20 protein-coding genes are annotated in these 20964 nt (G+C 39.4%); 3 read left to right on the plus strand and 17 right to left on the minus strand.

Annotated features, from left to right (window positions below):
• Positions 1-7: 7 nt before the first annotated feature.
• On the plus strand, positions 8-3442 hold the full coding sequence (locus tag LT090_RS16260) for a hybrid sensor histidine kinase/response regulator (RefSeq protein WP_068547751.1): 3435 nt from the start codon (positions 8-10) through the stop codon (positions 3440-3442).
• Between the two features lie 46 nt (positions 3443-3488).
• Here the strand turns inward: LT090_RS16260 and LT090_RS16265 are convergent, their stop codons facing one another.
• The 10 genes from LT090_RS16265 to LT090_RS16310 form a co-directional block, all read right to left on the minus strand.
• Complete coding sequence (locus LT090_RS16265) at positions 3489-4157, minus strand: response regulator transcription factor (protein ID WP_068547750.1); 669 nt, start codon at positions 4155-4157, stop codon at positions 3489-3491.
• A 919-nt stretch (positions 4158-5076) separates the two neighbouring features.
• Entirely contained in the window at positions 5077-7221 is a 2145-nt protein-coding gene (locus tag LT090_RS16270) for a prolyl oligopeptidase family serine peptidase (RefSeq protein WP_068547745.1), read from the minus strand.
• A gap of 105 nt (positions 7222-7326) precedes the next feature.
• The gene (gene chrA, locus LT090_RS16275; protein ID WP_068547744.1) at positions 7327-8535 is read right to left on the minus strand and encodes a chromate efflux transporter; all 1209 of its coding nucleotides are present in this window, start codon (positions 8533-8535) and stop codon (positions 7327-7329) included.
• Between the two features lie 66 nt (positions 8536-8601).
• Positions 8602-8976 carry a DUF3224 domain-containing protein gene (locus tag LT090_RS16280; RefSeq protein WP_068547743.1) on the minus strand — a complete coding sequence of 125 codons (375 nt, stop codon included), beginning with the start codon at positions 8974-8976 and terminating at the stop codon, positions 8602-8604.
• A gap of 128 nt (positions 8977-9104) precedes the next feature.
• Positions 9105-9416 carry a Fis family transcriptional regulator gene (locus tag LT090_RS16285; protein WP_068547742.1) on the minus strand — a complete coding sequence of 104 codons (312 nt, stop codon included), beginning with the start codon at positions 9414-9416 and terminating at the stop codon, positions 9105-9107.
• Between the two features lie 128 nt (positions 9417-9544).
• Positions 9545-11071, minus strand: a complete 1527-nt coding sequence (locus LT090_RS16290) for a sulfatase family protein (protein WP_068547749.1) — start codon at positions 11069-11071, stop codon at positions 9545-9547.
• 225 nt (positions 11072-11296) lie between these two features.
• A complete protein-coding gene (locus LT090_RS16295; RefSeq protein WP_068547741.1) occupies positions 11297-11599 on the minus strand; it encodes a hypothetical protein in 303 nt (100 codons plus the stop codon).
• A 174-nt stretch (positions 11600-11773) separates the two neighbouring features.
• Complete coding sequence (locus LT090_RS16300) at positions 11774-13081, minus strand: MFS transporter (protein ID WP_068547740.1); 1308 nt, start codon at positions 13079-13081, stop codon at positions 11774-11776.
• Positions 13082-13353: 272 nt separating this feature from the next.
• Positions 13354-13689, minus strand: a complete 336-nt coding sequence (locus tag LT090_RS16305; protein WP_068547739.1) for a hypothetical protein — start codon at positions 13687-13689, stop codon at positions 13354-13356.
• Between the two features lie 2 nt (positions 13690-13691).
• Positions 13692-14021 (minus strand): hypothetical protein, encoded by a 330-nt coding sequence (locus LT090_RS16310; RefSeq protein ID WP_068547738.1) that lies wholly within the window; start codon positions 14019-14021, stop codon positions 13692-13694.
• Positions 14022-14188: 167 nt separating this feature from the next.
• On the opposite strand from LT090_RS16310, the gene LT090_RS16315 reads away from it, so the two are divergent.
• Positions 14189-14590, plus strand: a complete 402-nt coding sequence (locus LT090_RS16315) for a YkgJ family cysteine cluster protein (protein ID WP_068547737.1) — start codon at positions 14189-14191, stop codon at positions 14588-14590.
• Positions 14591-14619: 29 nt separating this feature from the next.
• Here LT090_RS16315 and LT090_RS16320 read toward each other — a convergent pair whose 3' ends face one another.
• Positions 14620-16266 (minus strand): NAD(P)/FAD-dependent oxidoreductase, encoded by a 1647-nt coding sequence (locus LT090_RS16320; protein WP_068547736.1) that lies wholly within the window; start codon positions 16264-16266, stop codon positions 14620-14622.
• A gap of 221 nt (positions 16267-16487) precedes the next feature.
• On the opposite strand from LT090_RS16320, the gene fdxA reads away from it, so the two are divergent.
• Positions 16488-16823 (plus strand): ferredoxin FdxA, encoded by a 336-nt coding sequence (fdxA, locus tag LT090_RS16325; protein WP_068547735.1) that lies wholly within the window; start codon positions 16488-16490, stop codon positions 16821-16823.
• 16 nt (positions 16824-16839) lie between these two features.
• Here fdxA and LT090_RS16330 read toward each other — a convergent pair whose 3' ends face one another.
• From LT090_RS16330 to LT090_RS16355, 6 genes are all read right to left on the minus strand, one after another.
• Positions 16840-17394, minus strand: a complete 555-nt coding sequence (locus LT090_RS16330; RefSeq protein ID WP_068547734.1) for a hydrolase — start codon at positions 17392-17394, stop codon at positions 16840-16842.
• 36 nt (positions 17395-17430) lie between these two features.
• On the minus strand, positions 17431-18033 hold the full coding sequence (locus LT090_RS16335) for a flavin reductase family protein (protein WP_068547733.1): 603 nt from the start codon (positions 18031-18033) through the stop codon (positions 17431-17433).
• Between the two features lie 163 nt (positions 18034-18196).
• Positions 18197-18415, minus strand: a complete 219-nt coding sequence (locus tag LT090_RS16895) for a hypothetical protein (RefSeq protein WP_082897266.1) — start codon at positions 18413-18415, stop codon at positions 18197-18199.
• Between the two features lie 245 nt (positions 18416-18660).
• Positions 18661-18906, minus strand: a complete 246-nt coding sequence (locus tag LT090_RS16345; protein ID WP_068547732.1) for a hypothetical protein — start codon at positions 18904-18906, stop codon at positions 18661-18663.
• A 50-nt stretch (positions 18907-18956) separates the two neighbouring features.
• Complete coding sequence (locus LT090_RS16350) at positions 18957-19148, minus strand: DUF3185 family protein (protein WP_068547731.1); 192 nt, start codon at positions 19146-19148, stop codon at positions 18957-18959.
• A 261-nt stretch (positions 19149-19409) separates the two neighbouring features.
• Positions 19410-20960, minus strand: coding sequence for a carotenoid oxygenase family protein (locus tag LT090_RS16355; RefSeq protein ID WP_068547730.1), 1551 nt, complete (start codon positions 20958-20960; stop codon positions 19410-19412).
• Positions 20961-20964: the final 4 nt, after the last annotated feature.

Genomic DNA, 20964 nt, shown 5'->3' on the forward strand with positions numbered 1-20964 from the left:
ATGATAAATGTTTAGCAACTGGCAACTGATCACTTTAAGTATTGTTTATATCGGCTTGTTGTTTTTAGTCGCATGGTTAGGTGACAAATATCGTCATAAGCTATACGGCAATGCCAAAGCGATAATATATGCGCTAACCCTCGGCGTTTATTGTACGTCATGGAGTTTTCTCGGCACGACCGCGCAAGCCGCTACCAATATATTTTCTCATATCCCAATTTATCTCGGCCCAATCTTATTGTTCATGTTTGCTTGGCCTTTTATCCAGCGCATTATTCGGGTTAGCTTAAAACTCAATTTAACCTCTATTGCCGACTTATTAGCGGCTCGTTTTGGTAAATCCCACAAGCTCGCTATATTAGTCACCATTGTCGCCTTAGTCGGCACATTGCCTTATATGGCATTACAACTGAAAGCCATCGTCTATTCCTTTGAATTATTACAATTTGAACAACAAGTTAACGTCTACCAACTTGGGTTAATCGTATCTCTTGTACTCGCCGGATTTACCATCATTTTCGGGATCCGCAATATTGATGTAAATGAATGCCACCCAGGCGTCATGTTGGCCATTGCCTTTGAATCATTAATCAAGTTATTAGCATTTATTGCTGTCGCTATATTCGTCAGTTTTTACCTGTTCGAATCACCTGTACAAATATGGCAACAAGCGGAAATAAATATTAGTGAGCAGCTCAGTTTGCCGCACCTTACAACCATGGTTGGCATGTTATTCATTGTGATGGCTGCGTTTTTATCTTTGCCACGTCAATTCCAAGTAATGGTGGTTGAAACACGCAACGAGCAAGACACTAAATATAGCCGAAAGATATTTCCAATTTATTTACTGATATTTGCTATTTTGGCCATACCTTTGGGTCTTGCCGGTCATATACAACTTGGCAACACCGTTGCCGCTGACTCATATGTATTGCTTTTGCCAGGTCTTGCACATAATGAGTTTATTACCCTATTTACGTTTTTAGGGGCAATTTCCGCGGCAAGTTCGATGTTAATTATTTCGTCTATTGCGCTTAGTACAATGATCAGTAACGAAATTGTTTTTCCAATCATGTTTCGTTCGAACAAGCAGCAACACAGCCATTATGAGAAATTTCGTCTAAAACTACTGAATATTCGAAAGCTCTTAGTGCTAGCAATTATGCTGTTAGGTTATGGCGCGTTTTTAATGGTTTCACCAGAGCGATTATCATCTTTAGGTGTTATTGCTTTTGGCGCAATTGCCCAATTAACGCCAGCCTTAGTTGCAGCATTCTATTGGCGTCACGCTAGCTTGACTGGCGTTTATAGCGGTATTACAACCGGGTTTAGCTTGTGGTGTTTACTCAACTTTTTACCGAATCTGGGCATTTATGAACAACCATTTGCCGATTCGAGTTTATCAATCAATACCACAACAACATTGATCAGCCTTGGCTGTAATATCTTAGTTATGTGGGCAATATCCTTACTCAGCAGACAAAGTGTTCATGAACGAGTACAAGCAGCATTTTTTAATGATAATGCCGACAAAATGCAGCCCTTACCGGTTAAAAGTCGTAACTTTGATGGTTCAGAATACCAGTTATTGCTTACTCGGTTTATCGGTGAGCAAAAAGCTAACGAAAGCTTTGTAAAGTTCGACCAAGAGGTAAGTCAGCCAGTAGGTAGCCGCGAATATAACCAAGAATTACTACAACATTGCGAACGTGAACTTGGCACAGTTTTAGGATCGTCATCGGCGCGCATGGTATTAAAATCGGCGCTTGATGGCAGAAATATTAATTTGACTGAACTGGCGCAATTGGTCGAAGAATCGTCAAGCCAACAGCAACAATTTAGTCATACGCTGTTACATAGCGCTATAGAAAATGCCAGTGAAGGTATTTCAATCATTGACAATAATTTAAAACTGGTTGCCTGGAATAAAAAGTACTTAGAATTATTTGATTATCCCGAAGAGATCATATTTATCGGCAGTCCGATTGAAGATTTGATCAGATACAATGCCGAGCGCGGATTTTGTGGCGATGGCGATATCGAAAAAGAAGTACAAAAACGATTAGATTATCTAAAAGATGGCAGTCCTCATTCTTCTGAACGGCAGCATCAAGACGGGCTAGTGATCGGGATTGAAGGTAACCCATTACCCGATGGCGGGTTTGTTATGATGTTTAAGGACATCACCGCCTTTCGAATGGCTGAAAAAACCTTAAAAGCAGAAAACCTCGATTTAGAATCGTTAGTTCAAGAGCGTACCAAAAAGTTGGAGTTGACCAACAAAAAGTTGGCAAATGCGCAACAACTAGCAGAACAAGCGAACAGTCAAAAAAGTCACTATTTAAAAGCCTGTAGCCATGACTTAATGCAACCGTTAGAAGCCGCTCGCCTGTTTACTTCAGCATTATCAGCGCAAAACAAGCTTAGCAACAGTCAGCGTCGCCAGGTAGAGAATATTGAACAATCCCTCAAAGTTGCCAATGATTTATTAACAAGCCTAGCAGAAATTGCCCGTATCGAAGGTGGCAACATTAAACCGACAATTGAGTCTTTCCCGATCAGTGAAATTTTGTTGCCTCTTGAGCGTGAATTTTCCGTGTCTGCTGAGGCACATCAGATATCATTTAAAATTCATAGCAGTGATCAATGGGTTGAAAGTGACAAGCTATTATTACGTCGTATTTTGCAAAACCTATTAACCAATGCATTTCGCTATGCCTCACCCGGCGATGTTACTGTCGCGGTAAAGACAATTGATAATCAACTCAAGTTACAAGTTGTTGATAACGGCCCTGGCATCCCGGCTGATAAGCAAAAATTAGTGTTTGAGCAGTTTACCCAACTTGATAATTCTACACAGGCTAAAAACAACCGTTTAGGATTAGGGCTAGGCTTAAACATAACCCGCTCACTTGCTCAAATTCTCGGCCATAAATTACAGCTTACTTCTGAGCCCAACCATGGTTGTAACTTTTCAGTATTGGTGCCAATAACACAGGCTAAACCACAAACGTTGCAGACACCTGTAAATAAAGTTGGCTTACAGGGCGTATCCGTAATGTGTATCGATAATGACCCTACCGTACTTTCAGGAATGATAGAGCTACTTAAGTCATGGCAGTGTCATGTATACGGCGCGAGTTCGATTGCAGAGGCGAAAGAAATATTTAACCGACACAATGATATAGAAATACTACTGGTCGATTATCAACTCGATAATAACGAAGACGGCTTAGATTTAGTTAGCCAAATTAGAGAGCTTGCTCAACGACAAATACCGGCGATATTAATCACCGCGACCACTGAAAGTAATATGGAAGAAAAAACCGAAAAAGCTGATGTTGGTTATATGAGAAAGATGGTGAAACCGGCTGCACTTAGAGCAATGATGAGCGCGAAGCTTGCCACCTCTTTACAGCAGAACTATTTACCGAAGCGATAGCTGCTAAGATTTTAGCAGTTAAAATTTAGTCGCTAAGATTTAACCCCTAAGAGGTAAGCTCTGTACTAAAGTCACTGTCATTCAAATCAAGCTGCCCTAATACTATGACTGCTTGCGTTCGATTACGCACATTTAGCTTTCTAAAAATGGCGGTTGCATGAGCTTTAATTGTCGCCTCAGAAACATTGAGATCATAAGCAATTTGTTTATTTAGCAATCCTTCAGCAAACATTAGTAATATTTTATATTGTTGCTGGGTCAAACTAGCAATTCGCTCAGCAGTATCTGATTTACTCTCATCATGAACACTGCCTTCGACTAGTTCAGGGGTCCACAACTCACCACTTAGCACGGTATTAATTGCGGTAAATATCGATTCTACATCTGCCGATTTTGGCACAAATCCTGACGCGCCATAATTCATTGCTTGAGTAATTGTGTCGCGATCTTCATAGGCTGAAACAACAACAACAGGGATTTGTGGGAAGTGCTGGCGAACGTGAATAAGAGTATTAAACCCATGCGCTCCAGGTATGTTCAAATCAAGTAATAATAGGTCTGAATCTTTATGTTCGATTAGTACTTGATCCAGCTCTTCAACGGTTTCAGCCTGCAACCACTGTGTGCTCGACATCTTTTCATTCAGCGTTTGCAATAACGCCTGCCTAAATAGTGGATGGTCGTCAGCAATAATTACTTTTTCAGGTAAAAACATTAAAATCTTCCATTTATATAATCCCTATTAAATAGTAAACCAGTTGTTAATATTATGTAATACGACTTTAGGCTAATAGTTAGATATAGATCAACAAACCTCCATTTAATAGACACTGCATCAAAAAATGAGCAAAAGCGGCAATCACATTCGAAAATATGTCAGTAAACTTTACAGCTGTACAAAAACTACATTTTGAAATTTACTTAACCACTTGTATTGTATGGCTTTAATTTTTTCGGAACGATTATTGCTATATATTTAGTTCTACATTCTTAACACCGATGTAGGTTTAAACATCCCTAATGTTGATGCCTTTCTAATGAAAGGCATTTTTTTTTGCCTACACGGATGTAGGTATGTCGCGGCTTCATGGATGAAGAGGAGCGACGCCTCGTCGTGATAGCTCCGATCTATAGCCGTTCCTGTGCATCCATGCACCCACGGCATTTGTAATTCCATTTACTTCATTTTCGACGCCTCATCTAAATTTTCGATTATATCGCGGCTTCACGGATGAAGAGGAGCGACGCCTCGTCGTGATAGCTCCGATCTATAGCCGTTCCTGTGCATCCATGCACCCACGGCATTTGTAATTCCATTTACTTCATTTTCGACGCCTCATCTAAATTTTCGATTATATCGCGGCTTCACGGATGAAGAGGAGCGACGCCTCGTCGTGATAGCTCCGATCTATAGCCGTTCCTGTGCATCCATGCACCCACGGCATTTGTAATTCCATTTACTTCATTTTCGACGCCTCATCTAATTTTCGAGTATGTCGCGGCTTCATGGATGAAGAAGAGCGACGCCGGATCGGAATTATATCGTTAAGCTAAAAATAAAAAGCCACTTAGTTTTAACGCAATGTAATACTAAGCGGCTTTCTCAATTGTTTGGCAATTAAGCTTTATCGATATTAATTAAGCTTTTCTATACCCATGTTATATAGTGTGAAACCAAAGATATCTGCATATTGTTCAATAAGTTTCGAAACCGGTGTACCAGCACCATGACCAGCTTTAGTTTCAATACGTATTAACGTCGGTGCAGCACCTGCTTGCTTATCTTGTAATTCTGCTGCAAATTTAAATGAATGAGCAGGAACAACGCGATCATCGTGATCACCAGTCGTTACTAATGTTGCAGGGTAAGAAACACCTTCTTTAACATTATGTACTGGCGAGTAACCTAACAAGTACTCAAACATTTCTTTGCTTTGCTCTGCTGTACCGTAATCATATGCCCAGCCTGCACCCGCAGTAAACGTATGGTAGCGTAGCATATCAAGTACGCCAACAGCAGGAAGTGCCACTTTCATTAAGTCAGGACGCTGAGTCATAACAGCACCAACTAATAGACCACCATTTGATCCACCGCGTATCGCTAGGAAGTCAGATGATGTGTAATTTTCAGCAATTAAGTACTCACCAGCGGCAATGAAGTCATCAAAAACGTTTTGCTTTTTCAATTGCGTACCAGCATTATGCCATGCTTTACCGTATTCACCGCCGCCACGTAAGTTAGCAACCGCATAAATACCGCCTTTTTCCATCCATACTGCATTAGCAACAGAGAATTTTGGCGTTAAACTAACGTTAAAACCACCGTAACCATATAAAATAGTTGGGTTTTTGCCGTTTAGTTCAAGACCTTTTTTGTGGCTAATAATCATAGGTACGGTTACACCGTCTTTTGATTTGTAGAATACTTGCTTAGACACGTAATCGTCGCTATTAAATTTAGCTGCCGATGCTTTGTATACGTCAGATTTACCTGTTGCAGCGTCAAAGCTAAAAATAGTTGAAGCCGTTGTATAGTTAGTAAATGTATAGAACAGTTGCTTTTGTTCTTTCTTGCCTGATATAGACGAAACAGTACCAACACCAGGTAGTTCAACGGTGCGAATCAGTTTGCCTGCCATGTCGAATTGATTAACTTGTGAAATCGCATCAACCATGTACTTAGCAAAGATGTAACCACCACCTAAAGAAACTGAAAGTACGTTTTCTGTTTCTGGAATAAAATCAACCCAGTTTTCCGCAGTAGGGTTTGCAGCATCAACCGTAACAACTTTCTTATTTGGCGCATTTAAGTTAGTAACTAAGAATAATTTCGAACCTTCATTGTGGCCAACATAAGTATCTGAATCAGTGTGATCAAGAATGGTAACGAATTTGCTATCGGCTTTAGTTAAATCTTTAATGCGTAAATCATTACCAGAAGTAGAAACTGCACCAGAAACAACTAAGTAACGGTCATCATCGGTTACATAACCAGATGTGTAGCGACGCTTTTCTTCTTCAGTACCACCAAAAACCAACTGATCTTTGCTTTGTGGTTGACCTAACTTATGGTAGTAAAGCTTATGTTGATCAGTTTTAGCTGATAATTCGCTCCCCTTTGGCTTGTCGTAACTTGAGTAATAAAAACCTTCGTTTTTATACCAAGAGATCCCTGAGAATTTAACATCAATTAATGCTTCTTCAAGTTGCTCACCTGATTCAGTATCAATAATGATAATTTTACGCCAGTCACTACCGCCTTCAGAGATCGAGTATGCTGCTACTGAACTATCTCGTGAAAAACTTAATCCTGCTAAAGACGTTGTACCATCTTCACTAAATTTGTTCGGATCTAAGAATACTTCTTCTACGCCGTCACTATTTTTACGGTAAACAACATTTTGGTTTTGTAAACCATCGTTTTTACTATAATAGGTGTAGTCGCCTTCAATGTATGGAATCGTGCTTTTCTCGAAATTCCAAAGTTCGGCTAAACGCTGTTTTAATTCATCGCGGTAAGGGATATCGTTTAGGTAAGAGAAGGTAAGTTTATTTTGTTGCTTTACCCAATCACCAGTCTCTTCACTGCGATCGTCTTCTAACCAGCGATACGGGTCAGTAACGTCGGTATCAAAGTATGTATCCACCACTGCAATCTTTTCTGTCACAGGGTAAGTTATTGATTTTTTTGATGTTGTAATATCAGCTGTAGTCTCATCTGTATTAGTGCCACAAGCAGCTAAAACACTAGCAAGACATAATAATGCTATTTTTTTCATTTTAATTTCTTATTAATGGTTAAAAACAGCGCAACAATAATGATTTATCGTCGAAAAGTCTATATTGAAGGGTTGAATACAAGTAAATTTACGATAAATGAACAATTACAATGTTATGCCAAATACTGCAAAACCTACCACTAATAACACTATCGGTAATTTGAATAGCCTTAACATCATAAAACCAATGATCACCGCCGCCATTTCGACGCCACTATGCACCGCATTAACAAAGACAGGTTGATACAATGCCGATAATAATAAACCCACTACTGCTGCATTTATACCCGTAACTGCGCCAGCAACAACAGGTTTTTTGGCTAAATTTACCCAAGATTTTTGGAACGCAAGTACCAACAAAAATCCCGGTAAAAATATTGCTAGCGTAGCTACTGTGGCAGCCAAAAATGCATGCTCAGGCATACTTTCAGCGCCTAAAAACGCGGCGACGGTAAACATAGGTCCGGGTACAGCTTGCGCCGCCGCATAGCCAAGCATAAATTGATCCGGTGCAACATTATTGCCGACTGTTTCTTGCAGTAATGGCAGCACCACATGACCACCGCCAAAGACCAAAGAACCGGCACTATAAAAGCTGGCGAATAATTCTCCCCACAGAGACTGGTTAGATATGACCGGTAGCAATAAAAATAACATCGCAAACAAACAAAGCGGGACCATCTTAACTTTGCTTAGCTTTCTCGAATTGGACTTTATGTCAGAATTTTCAGCAAGATTAGAATTCGCTTCAGCAGTACTTTGAGAAGAAACTTCTTTGCAATAAATTACACCGACTATAGCGGCAAACACGAGTACTAACATTTGAGTCGTAATGCTAGGCATTACCATCAAAGTGGCGGCGCTAACAGTACAAACTGCAGTGGTTATTTTGTCTTTGCAAAAAGAATTGAACATCGACAATGTAGCGTCAAGAACAACGACAACAGCCAGAATTTTTAAACCATGTATAACGCCGTCAAACCAAGCCGCTTGGTCTGACAAAGTTAATGCCGACAAAAAATAGAGCAATAAGAAAGATGGTAATGTAAATCCCAAAAAGGCCGCGATACCACCAGCTAAACCACCGCGTTGTACGCCAATGGCAAACCCAACTTGGCTCGAACCTGGGCCCGGTAAGAATTGACTCAAAGCAATGAGTTTTGCGTATTCTTGGTCGTTAATCCAATTAAGCTGCTCAACAAATAATTTTCGAAAATACCCCATATGGGCTGCGGGACCACCGAAACTAGCCAAGCCAAGTATCAAATAGCGCCAGAATATTTCGATAATGCCGCTGGATGTTTGATTGTTCATATATGATGTTTAACAATTCACTATTATTTCTACAAATTACTGTCTTTGAAGCAGCTCTATTCCAATTCAATCTAAAGCATAGTTCAATACGTATTGATGCTCGCCATCTTGCTGGATAATCTCCATTGATCCTGTAATATTTGCCAACTCACCTTGTCCTGAACCGGCTAATATTTTGATATCTAGAGACATTGCCGCGCCATCCATAAAGCCGGTATGTATTAAAGTAAACGCACCATGTTTACCAGCAACGCTGCCACTAAATTCTTCAATTGCACAATAAGCTGCTGCGCCACCTTCAGTGCGCTTACTCAACATCTGGCCGCTGCCACTGCCTTGCATATCACCATGATATTTCTTTGATATAAGCAATCTTCCTGCCGGTGCTTTTTCGTCAGTTTGTGGCTCAAGGTTTACATCAAATAGCCCAGATATTGTCATCGTACATACTCCCCAATTCACCTACAATCGATTTTTACGGATGTCAAACTGCTTTGATATGTTGCCAAAACACTTAATAATAGGCGTAAAATTCACGAAAACAAACAACTTGATCTTCAACCATTGTATTAATGAAGTTTTGTTTTTGCTTCCAAAGCATAGCTTACATGATTGTTGATATTTTTTAATTTGATATCAATGCGAGCAAGTTCTTGCTTAATCAAAGCATTCATTTTTACATCCCCACTCGATGAAACAAGTTTCTCTATCGATTCATCAGTATCAAAGGCACATAGTATTTGTAAGCTTTCGGGAAATTTCGAATAGTTTACCGTATGGGTTAACCATAAAAAGCCATCGATTTCTTTTAACGCCTGTTCACAAACTTGTGTTAGCGAAATGCGGATATTGTTCTCTATTTTTTTGTCTGTTTTTCGCATATTCAGCTTGTTATTGGGTGCTTTAAATTGATCAGTTTAGCTTAATTTCTAGTGACGTAATGACTTTATAACATTCTTCTACACTTGTTTAATACCGAAAGCTAGTTTTTGCAGATTCAACATATTATTCAACGCTTAACACTGCGACCAGACGTTTGGTATTTTAGCAAAAGAGCCTGCATTTCTTTGACTCTTTCAGGATGTTTAGAAGCGACATTATGTTTTTGTTCAATATCTGTTCTTAAGTTAAATAGCTCAAAGCTTTTTGATGGTAGATTATAACCATACTCTGTAAGATACCACTTAGGCTGGCGCTTATCTTTTTTACTATGATCGACAAGTACCCAATCTCCCACACGAATAGCATACTTGCCTTTGGATGTATTATGTACTGTCGATTGTCTGATCACATTATCGTTTTTACCTGTTAATGAAGCGAGCATATTGTAGCTATCAACGGCCACTTCGTTAGATAATGGGTAATCAACTATGCTGGCGATCGTTGCTAATAAGTCAACTTGACTGAATAACTCATCAGACACCTTTCCTGCCGAAATTTTAGCTGGCCATTTAGCGATGAATGGCACACGATGCCCGCCTTCCCATATATCTCTCTTAGCGCCACGTAAATTAGCCATACTCGCATGTCCATGTTTTTTCATTCGCTCGTAGGCATAATATTCTGGACCGTTATCGGATGAAAAAATAACCAAAGTATCATCTTCTATCCCTTTGTCTTTTAACGCTTTAACAATTTCTCCGACCACCCAGTCTGTTTGATAAACAAAATCACCATAAGAGCCCGCTTTAGACTTACCGATGAATTCCTTATTTGGAATAATTGGCGCATGTGGAGACGGAAATGAAAAATATAAAAACAATGGTTTTTCAGCGTTATGTTCGTCAATTATTTTGACCGCTCGCTCAGTGATCCTCGGCAAAACCTCAAATGGCTTCCAATCATCAGCTTGTGGACCCAGACGAAACTTTCCTTTTCCCTCAGTAACTTCTGGTATTTCTGCATAAGATAATTTAGACGGGGCAGTGACAAATTTATCATTCTCTATCCAAGCGTAAGGTGGAAAGTTTATTGTCCCATCACCATAATAGCTATCAAACCCTAAATCGACAGGGCCCCCTTTTAGCGGTTTAGTCCAATCGATATCCTCAACCTTAAAATAGCCACTACCTTTTTTACCTACTTTTGATATGGATGCGCCTTTACGAACAACACTTTGCCAATTCCAACCTAAATGCCACTTACCTAACATAGCGGTACGATAACCTTTAGTTTGCAACATTTTGGCTAAAGTAAACTCGTCTTTCTCAAAATAAGATGGCTCGAACGAACCTACAATAGAATGCTGACGGCGCCAATGATAATTACCGGTTAACAGTGCATAACGACTTGGCGAACAAACACCGGAAGAACTATGAGCATCGGTATAACGGATCCCTTGGGCGGCAAGTGCATCGATATTGGGTGTAGCAATTTTAGATTCACTATTTTGTACTGACACATCACCATAACCTAAATCATCAGCATAAAGGATAACAATATTGGGGAATTCAAGTGGTTTGATTTCCTTTGCTTCTATCATAGCTGGCAGCACTAGGGGCAGTAACAGTACAACTTGAATTACTTTTCTTATCATTTTTATAGCCATAGTTTTCTTAATTGGTTGATAAGTAAAATAATTATATTTACATCAATTATCAATCATATTTACAGCAAATTTACACTAAACTAGTACTATGATGGTTAATTGTTGTTTGATTAATTTAACTTCTAATCGAGCAGTAACTTTATGAAATATATAGAGGTTTGTTTAACACCAGTAGCGTTGCAAAACATTGGCGATAATTGGTTTAGAAAGAAGCTAAATATCGTTGTTTGCTTTGTGTTGTTCTATTTCTGCCGCTCGTTTTGCTGCTGCATTTTTTTCGGCGTTTACACGGTTTTGATCAACTTTATGGCTATCGATTACTTTCGTTCGACATGAGTTATGTGCTGTTTCAGATTTGACCCAACAATTGCCATCATCATGTTGTAGACAAGATTCAAGCATAGCCACGGCAATCTTTTTACATGGAATAAACTCATTTTCCGTTGGTGAAGCCATGGTGAATGAGCTAAAAAACAAGCCTGTCAAAGCCAAGATTTTAATTAACAATCGTCGCATTTTAATCCTTTACAAATCGATTTAGGCAGCATAATTAAAACGCTACATACACTTTCTGATATTGTTTAAGGTAAGGGAATACTTAATAAAAGCCAATATTTTTCTAGATTGTTTTAGCATAATAAAAATGGGCACGATAAAGTGCCCTTTTCATTTCGATTATTTATTTTTGAGTTATATTCGCTGCTTTTTCAAAAATAACACCGTTAAGCCAGCGAGAAACGAACCTGCAGCCATAATTAGTGCGACACTTTCTAGCGCCATGCCTGCGGCAAAAAGAAACCCTGGGATCATTGGCCCTAATACTGCGCCACCACGGCCAATACCAAGCACTAAGCCTGAACCTGATCCTAGCAATGAAGACGGGAAGGATGCGGCAAACAAACCGAAAAAACCTGAAATTGCAGCAAAAACAAAGGCACCTGTAAAGAATCCTATCTGTTTCATACTTGTTAATGTTTCAGTAAAATAAGGGAATCCAGCAACGCCTATCGCAGCACAGATTAGACTAACCACCATTAATATTCTGATCGATACAAAGCGAGCAACAATGCCCATACCAATAGAGCCAAACACGCCACCTAAACTAATAATGCCCAAAACTTTAGTCGCCTCTGATGCAGAGTGACCAAGATCAGATACAATTGTCGGTAGCCATTTCACAAAATAATAATAAGTCGCAATATTAGCGAAATAGGCAAAAATCAAAATCGAGGTAACAATCGCTAAATTATTTTTGAATAGACTTTTAACGCCGACTGGCTCAACCTTTTTCTCTTCTATTGGCAGCAATGCCGTTGGAATAGAATGACCCAAACGTCGCATTATATTCTGGATTTTCTCTAATGCACCTTCTGGGCGTTTACGCTCAAGATAAGTGATAGTTTCCGGTACCAACGCATAGACTAACGGGATAAATAATAAGCTCAGCACCGCACCTAGATAAAAGGTAACACGCCAATCATATTCTTTTAGTAAAGGCGCTAAAAAGGTAGCCCCAAGGTATACGCCAAAGGCAAAGCCACCAGCAACTAATACAACAGCAAGAGAACGGTTTTTATTATTACAGTAGTCCGATGAAGTCGCAGTAGCAGCAGCAAGTAAGCCACCAATACCGATACCAGTGAAGACCCGAGCGGCACCCAACACATAAATATTGGGTGCTACGCCTGCAATCCCCATACCGACGGTTAATATCACCAAGCCAAGTAGCATTGTTGGTCTACGCCCTTTTGAGTCGGCGAGAGCCCCCATAATAATAGAACCCAGAGCCATACCGACAAGTTCTGCTGGCAGGATAATACCTAAAACCGCCTTCGATAAGCCCCATTCTGCAGTCATTCCTGGTGCAGCAAAAGCAATGGCTAAAACGTCATAACCATCTAACGCTAAAATGCCGATACAGATTGCAACGATATACCATTGCCCTACTTTCATCGGCTCTTGATGAATTCTTTCCAAAGCCCCAATTTCAGTACTCATTTGTTAACCCCATTATTATCGTTATATACAATGTGCTTGTTGTTTTTATTCTTGTACTAACAGTTGTATTGACTGTTGTAGTTACATTCATCGCACATTAATAAGTTATTAAATAATCAAGCTACAGGACTTTAGTCAGCAATAACGTATCTATTTGGGCGTAAAAGTGGTCAAAAAAACAATAAATACGATGATAATTAGGGAAAATATATAGATATAAAGGTTAAAAAATGAAGGAGTACAATAGTTGGAGGCTGAACTGCGGTGCTTAGCTAACGTTGATATTTAATCCACAATTTAAGGTAAACAGCGTTACAAGTGGCATTATCATCCATTTTGCCGTCTCTATCACAATCGCTTCCAGTTAATGACTTTACTACGCCCTCACCGTATTTTTCAACATCACTCGCCGATGATTCGACCATAATGGTTACTTTCGGTGAAGCGTCGATAAATTCGCCAACATCTTTATAGGAGATGAACTGCTCTTTTGAAACTAGATGACTTATATCTTTGGTGGTTGAGTTGGACTGTGCTAAACACTGAATAGGCACCAATATTGCGCTGCAAAGTAACAAAGCAAGACTAGAGAAAGGACGTATATTCATCATTATTCCTGAGCAATAAAATTCTTTTCTAGTATTGCCAAAATTACCGTTTCTGACAATTCACCAATATTAAATTCAGTTGATGAAAATATATCACCGGCTTTATTACCTAAAGCGATATCAACCGTGTCAGGTTTGTGATCGTGCAATAGCACCACTATTTTTTTATCTAAAGCGACACAATCTAGAGTTATTGCATCGGCATTCATACCTTGTTTACGCAAGGCTTTGTCCATAATGCCCATCAATGTATCAACCGTTTTAAATTTGTTGTAAAACATATCATTGGCTTTAGCGACTAACTCCGATACCTGTTTTAATTTTTCATTCATGTTTATTGTTCTTACTTTTTTTGGCTAGCACAGACTTGGGCTAGCGCACTTACTATATCAGAGCATATATTAAAATGACTAGCCTCTAAATAGCTTATGCGCTAACAACAATATCAATGCTACAATGACGATACCCGATATCACTGGCTGAGCTTTTATTTCAAACTATGCAAGAATGTAATCAATGCGGCAAGTGCTGTACAAAATATGGTGGTGGTGACTTAGCGGTCTCAACATCAGAGATAGAGCTATGGGAGTTATTCCAACCAGAGATTTTCAAGTTCGTAAAAAACAAGCAAATATGGTTTGATCCAAAAACCGGCAATAAATTAGAGCGCTGCCCATTTTTACAAACCGAAGCGAAAGCAAACGAATTAGCTGCGACTAAATACACTTGCAGTATATATTTAGATCGACCAGAGGACTGCCGCCATTACCCTAGTCGTATTGACGAAATGCTCAAAGATGAGTGCGAAATGCTCGAACAGCAAGACTTAAAAAATCCAAAACAAGCGCAACGAAAGCTCGACGTTTTAATGATCGATAGCCGACCGGCGAGCTTAAGTTAAAACAGATTAGTTAAAAGAACTAACTGAAGCTATTCTGTCTTTTCTAACATTGCTAAAGCCATTGCTTCAGCAACTTTGATACCGTCGATACCTGCCGATAAAATACCTCCAGCATAACCAGCACCTTCACCTGCAGGAAACAAACCATCAGTATTTAAGCTTTGTAGTGTTTGCTTATCGCGAGTAATTTGAATCGGCGATGATGTGCGAGTTTCAACAGCGGTCAATGTTGCCTCAGCCATTGAGAAACCCTTAATTTTGCGTTCAAATGCTGGTAATGCTTCACGAATCGCTTCAACCGCATAATCAGGAAGTGCCTCGCTTAAATCACAATATTTAACGCCCGGTTTGTACGATGGTTCGACACTACCGTGTTCACCACTTTTACGACCCGCTAAGAAATCACCAACAAGCTGGCACGGTGCGTCATAACTCTCACCACCAAGCTTGTAAGCTTGTTCTTCTAATCGGCGTTGAAATTCAATTCCTGCTAACACATCATCGGTGCTGCCATCAGGGTGGTAATCTTTTGGATCGATGCCAACAACAATGGCGCTATTTGCATTGCGTTCATGGCGTGAATATTGACTCATACCGTTTGTCACTACACGACCTTCTTCAGAAGCTGCAGCAACCACGGTGCCACCAGGGCACATACAAAAACTGTAAACCGAGCGGCCATTTTTACAATGATGCACTAGCTTATAATCTGCAGCACCCAAAATTGGATGACCAGCATTTTTGCCAAATCGAGCTTCATCAATAACCGACTGTTCATGTTCGATGCGAAAGCCAACAGAAAATGGTTTTGATTTAATAAAGACGTCTTTTTCATGGAGCATCTTGAAGGTGTCTCGGGCGCTGTGTCCAATTGCAAGCGCAATAGCATCGGTCTCAATGGTTTCACCATCAGCAAGCGTTAAGCCAACGACTTTGCGCTTTCCTGAGCCATCATTAAGTTCTTCAAAATGAATATCATCAACGCGTTGTTCGAAGCGTATTTCACCACCAAGCTCAGTGATTGTTGCGCGCATACGTTCGACCATAGTGACTAATTTAAAGGTACCTATGTGTGGCTTACTAACATATAAAATTTCATCTGGTGCGCCAGCATCAACAAACTCATTTAATACTTTTCGGCTGTAATGTTTTGGATCTTTAACCTGACTATAAAGTTTACCATCAGAGAAAGTGCCGGCGCCGCCTTCGCCAAACTGAACATTAGACTCAGTATTCAGGATTTTTTTGCGCCAAAAGCCAAAGGTATCTTTGGTTCTTTGACGAACTTCTTTACCGCGTTCTAAAATAATTGGCTTAAAACCCATTTGCGCAAGGATTAAACCGGCAAATAAACCACATGGCCCCATGCCAATGACGACAGGGCGTTTAGTAATAGTTTCAGGTGCTTGTGCAACAAAATGGTAACTTGTATCTGGACTAACTCGGACGTGTTGATCTTTTTCAAATCGTGCTAATAATTCTTCATCGCACTTTGTTTCCACATCTAAAGTATACATCAAAATGATGTTGTTCTTTTTGCGAGCATCGTAACCACGCTTAAACACGGTAAAGTTAACTAGCTGACTTTGATCTATATTTAACTTAGTTAAAATAGCATTCTCAAGGTCTTGTGGTTGATGATTTAGATCTAACTTAATATTAGTTAAGCGCAACATATGTGTTCCAATTTGGGAAATTAAATAACAGCAATAATATAGACGACGATATTTACATCGCGATTTACGAGTTAAGCCGCGATATTTTACCAAAATGCTTAGCTCAGATAAATCAGCAATTGAAATAGTTTTTCAGCACGGTATGATCGCCGCTATTATTTAGCTAAAAATTCAAGCTAAAGCCTCTATCTAGAGCTTCAACCTAAAACAAAGGACAGCCAATGGCGTTTGTAGTAACCGACAATTGCATAAAATGTAAATACACCGATTGCGTCGCTGTATGTCCTGCCGATGCGTTTTATGAAGGCCCTAACTTTTTAGTGATCAGCCCTGACGACTGTATTGATTGTGATTTATGCCCGATTGAGTGTCCCGCCGAAGCTATCTTTCAAGAAGATGAAGTACCAGAAGATCAACAAGACTTTATTGAACTTAATAGTGAATTAGCAAAGCAATGGCCGCGAATTACTGAAGTAAAAGCGCCGCCTAAAGATGCTAAAGAATGGGATGGTGTACCAAATAAAATTAAACACCTTATCATCGATGCCGACGACTAAATCAATGAGCTGAAAATTATTTTATCAGTGAAAGTATTTGTTTAAATTCTGCATTTCTCGAATCTTCAATCAGCTCATACAAACACATTTCCACACTAGTGATACTACCACCTTTATGTTTTAGCTTATCAATTGCCAAGTCTTTATTGGCTTTGTCGCGAGATGATACGCAGTCTACAACCACCTCAATATCGTAGCCCTTTTCTAATAAAGCATAGGCCGTTTGATAAACACAAATATGTGCTTCTATACCGCAAACTAACCACTGTTTAACATTGCTATCTGCCACGGCTTGAACAAACTCACTGCTGCCACAACCACTAAAGGTATGTTTTACGATGGCTTCATTTGGCTGTTTATTATCACCATGCAAATGCTGACTTATTTGAGCAACGGTTGCCCCCAGTCCTTGTGGATTTTGCTCTAACCAAACAATAGGTAAGTTTACGATTTTACAGCCTTGAATTAGCACTTCGATGTTGGCTAACATTGCTTCGCTGTCGGCAACCAGACTTGCTAGTTTTCCTTGTACATCAATCACTATCAAACCGGTGTTATGTTTGTTAAGCATTTCAATTCACTCCAAGATAGTTGTATTGTTTGTTGTTTACGGACGTTCTAATTTCACTCTTTGTTCAGTTAATGAGAACAAATCACCACCCATTTTTCCAACAGAATCAATTAGGTGCTGATTGATATTACCTTCTTCAAGCAAGTCATCGCGGACATAAATACATTTTACATCTAATAAAATAACTGTTCCGCCACTCGCTGCTTCGCTAACCGAAATAATTTCTCGTAACGTACATTCGTATCGGACCGGAGATTGTTTAACCGAATATGGCGTTACTCTATGACTTGCACACTGCTCAACATTGGCATAGTCAAACTCGCTTATATCATGATCGATAGCGGCGCTTGTTTGGTTCATTTTTTCTAAAAGCTCGGCGTTGACTATGTTAACGACACATTCGCCAGTGTCCCTTAAGTTAGTTAAGGTATCCTTATCAATTTTGTTTCGTTGGGTAACTTGGGTATACAAAAGCACCGGTGGATTGCAGCTTGCCACAGTAAAAAAAGAATAAGGTGCAATGTTATCCACGCCAGCACTTGAACGAGTACTTATCCATGCAATTGGTCGAGGTGTCACGCCGCCATTGAGCAAACGATATTTAGCTTGGTTTTCTATTTCATCAACGTCAAAAAACACACTTAAACTCTCTTTGTTAAAGACTCATTATTAAACACTCTCTACTATACGCTTTCTATTAAACGGCCAGTGCCAAATAAATCAAAAACACTGAAAAAATTAAAGAGCCTAGTCCAGCAGGGCGAAAAATAGATTTGAATTTCACCGCTGACCAGTTTGCGAACTAACGATGTTTTGCTTCGCCAGTAACAATTAATCCAATACTCACTGCTATCAATAAATAACCGATAAAAATAATGACGTTGGGATATAACGTATCAGCACTAAACAGCACAAATAATATCCCTGTTATAAATCGACTAGAGACCTCAAACCAATGAAAGTATCTTTTCTTGGCAAAGCGTATAATGGCTGCTGACCAGTAATTTGGGCTTGCAATCATAATGGTGCTGAAACACATCAAGAGAACGGCAAATGCTACAACGAAATACATCGATTAATTCAAACCCGAATATAGCCAATAACCGTTCGATGATAACTTGGCCCTAAAGCCTTCTTCTAGCTCAAATACTTGGCAAAAAAAGGTTTTTTCCTGAATTAATATTTTTGTTGGGGTGCTGATGTTGAGGTGATCAATATACATTCCTTTACTTTGCCTTTTAACTAATTATTATTGGTAGGCGGACATCACTTTACAAAGCTTGCCATTAGTAGCACGCCGATAATAACGGCGCAAAAAAACATCATGCGCCCTAATTGAGCATTGCCCTTTTTCATTTTTTGATTAGCAGTTTTTAAAGCTGTCAGCTCATGTTCACTTAAGTTAGAACAATGGTCGCAGGCTGTGAGTGATTTAGGATAATAAAGTCCGCATCGTTGGCAACGCTTTTTCAGTGGTTGCATTGCACGCCATGCACTACTCATTGAAAGCATAGTAATTCCTTTTAGTCATTTCATTTAGATAAGAGTATCGTTAACGATAACTATTTTACTTTTGCAATGCCAAGTAACACACAAACCACGCCACCAATCATCGCCGCCCAAGACTCTAGTGGTGCATCACCACTAAATGCACGGCTAACTTGAGAACCTGCAGAATCATAAAGGTTATATCCCCAAATCGCTAAAGCGACGCCAGCAATGATGAGCACTATTCCGATAATTTTACTATTCATAGATTCTCCTAGTATTTACTTAGTAATATGTTCACTATCCTTAAGGCTTTGAATTATCAAATGTTTAAATTTTGGCATTAGCCGTTACTAGCTTCATAATGCTGATTATTTTGAAAGTCCTTAATTAAGTATACCACCGAGTATTTAACCTGCGCGGATTACTATTATTTATTTATGCGACACCTATTTCACCTTGATCTATTTACAGTTCATACTTTGAAAGTAAGCGCTATCTATTCACGTATCAATAACGCTTCCTTGCTAACTTTGTTTAATTTTAAAATTACCATGAAAACCTAACGGTAAATGATAAGGCAGCCACGCTCTACAAATCGGCCCTTGGCCAAGATTGCTAACATCAAAGATATTTAAACAAGTGCGTTTACTTGGTACATGCAAGGCGGTGCCAATTAAATATCCCGTGCCTTGTTTTTGTTTTGGGCACACTGAAACGTGTTCTTCCACCAAATAATCTTCACCGAAATGAAAGTGCTGTTCTTTACCAGTATCGGTATTAATTGATGAAACTGTATCACTCCAAAAGCTATTTTGATTTGCTGATAAGTGATATAGGTAATCATTCTTCAAGCCCACGACATGATCGCTCACCCTTGGAAATTCAGAAATGCTATCAAGTATTTGCATATCATATGTACCATTGTTTTTTATGGTATAAAACGCTGTTCTTGCTCGTGAGTTAACATGACTCATTTGTCCCTGCATAACATCTGATAGTTTGTGGAGAACGTCTAAATCAGGATAAAGGCTGGCATCAAAGTGTATGGTGCCATCGATATCTTCCCAAGCATTACCATAATGAAACGCAAATCCTGGAGGCAACTCTACTCGGCTTTTAATGGCAAGAGATTGCTTACTAACCACAAGCACCGTCATAGCCACATTTTGATCAAATTGAGTGCCAGCAAAATACCCCTGTATTGAGCGGTCTGCAACAATTGACGGTAAGATAATTAACAGATGCTTATCGGTCATCAAAAAGTCATGCAACATTCCACCATTGTACTGGGCATTTATCACACCAACATTTTTAACCGTTCCGTTTGCGGCTAAATGATACAGAACGATATGACCTGCAGGACCTAAGCCAAAGTTCCAAATATCACCATCAGGAGATATTTTCGGGTGTGCTGAGAATGGCAATCCTTTTAAACTATTGGTATATTTTGTATCTTTCCCTAAAGCCTCAAATTGCTTAAATTCTAAGGTGTCCGAATCTATCACTGCCGGAGAACCTGCTTCCCATAGCGCCCATAAATCATCACCTACAGGTATAACGTTGGTATTAGCTGTATTGACCATATCTGAGCTAGATACTGGCAATGAGTTAGCCAATTTAGTATCTGGGCCTGAATATAAAAACTGCTCAGCTTTTTGCTCTGTTTTAAATTTAGGTGTACCGATAAACTTGCCATGATGGATTATTTTTCCATCGGCAATATCAAACCGCTGTAACATGCCGTCACCTTCAAAAAGGTGTTTGTAACGCATATCTCCACGTTCATGTTTACCTGGGCCATTGCGATAAAACACACCTTGTAAGTCCTTAGGTATTTTACCTTCGAGTTGCAGTGACTTTGTATCAAAATCATGTTCAACATTGGCGAAGCCAATTAGATCAGGGTCTTTGGCCAAAGCTTGGTTAAATAACTCTTTAAAATTAACCGCAATATTTTTAGGTGATTTTGTCAATGATTTAGTCGCCGCAGCGCCAAGCGCCTTCGGCATTGCTATACTTGCGCCTACTCCAACACTCGCTAAACCAATACTTTTAAGTAATTCTCTGCGTTGCATTATA

It is taken from the genome of Thalassotalea crassostreae (genome assembly GCF_001831495.1).
Classification (GTDB): Bacteria; Pseudomonadota; Gammaproteobacteria; order Enterobacterales; family Alteromonadaceae; genus Thalassotalea_A; species Thalassotalea_A crassostreae.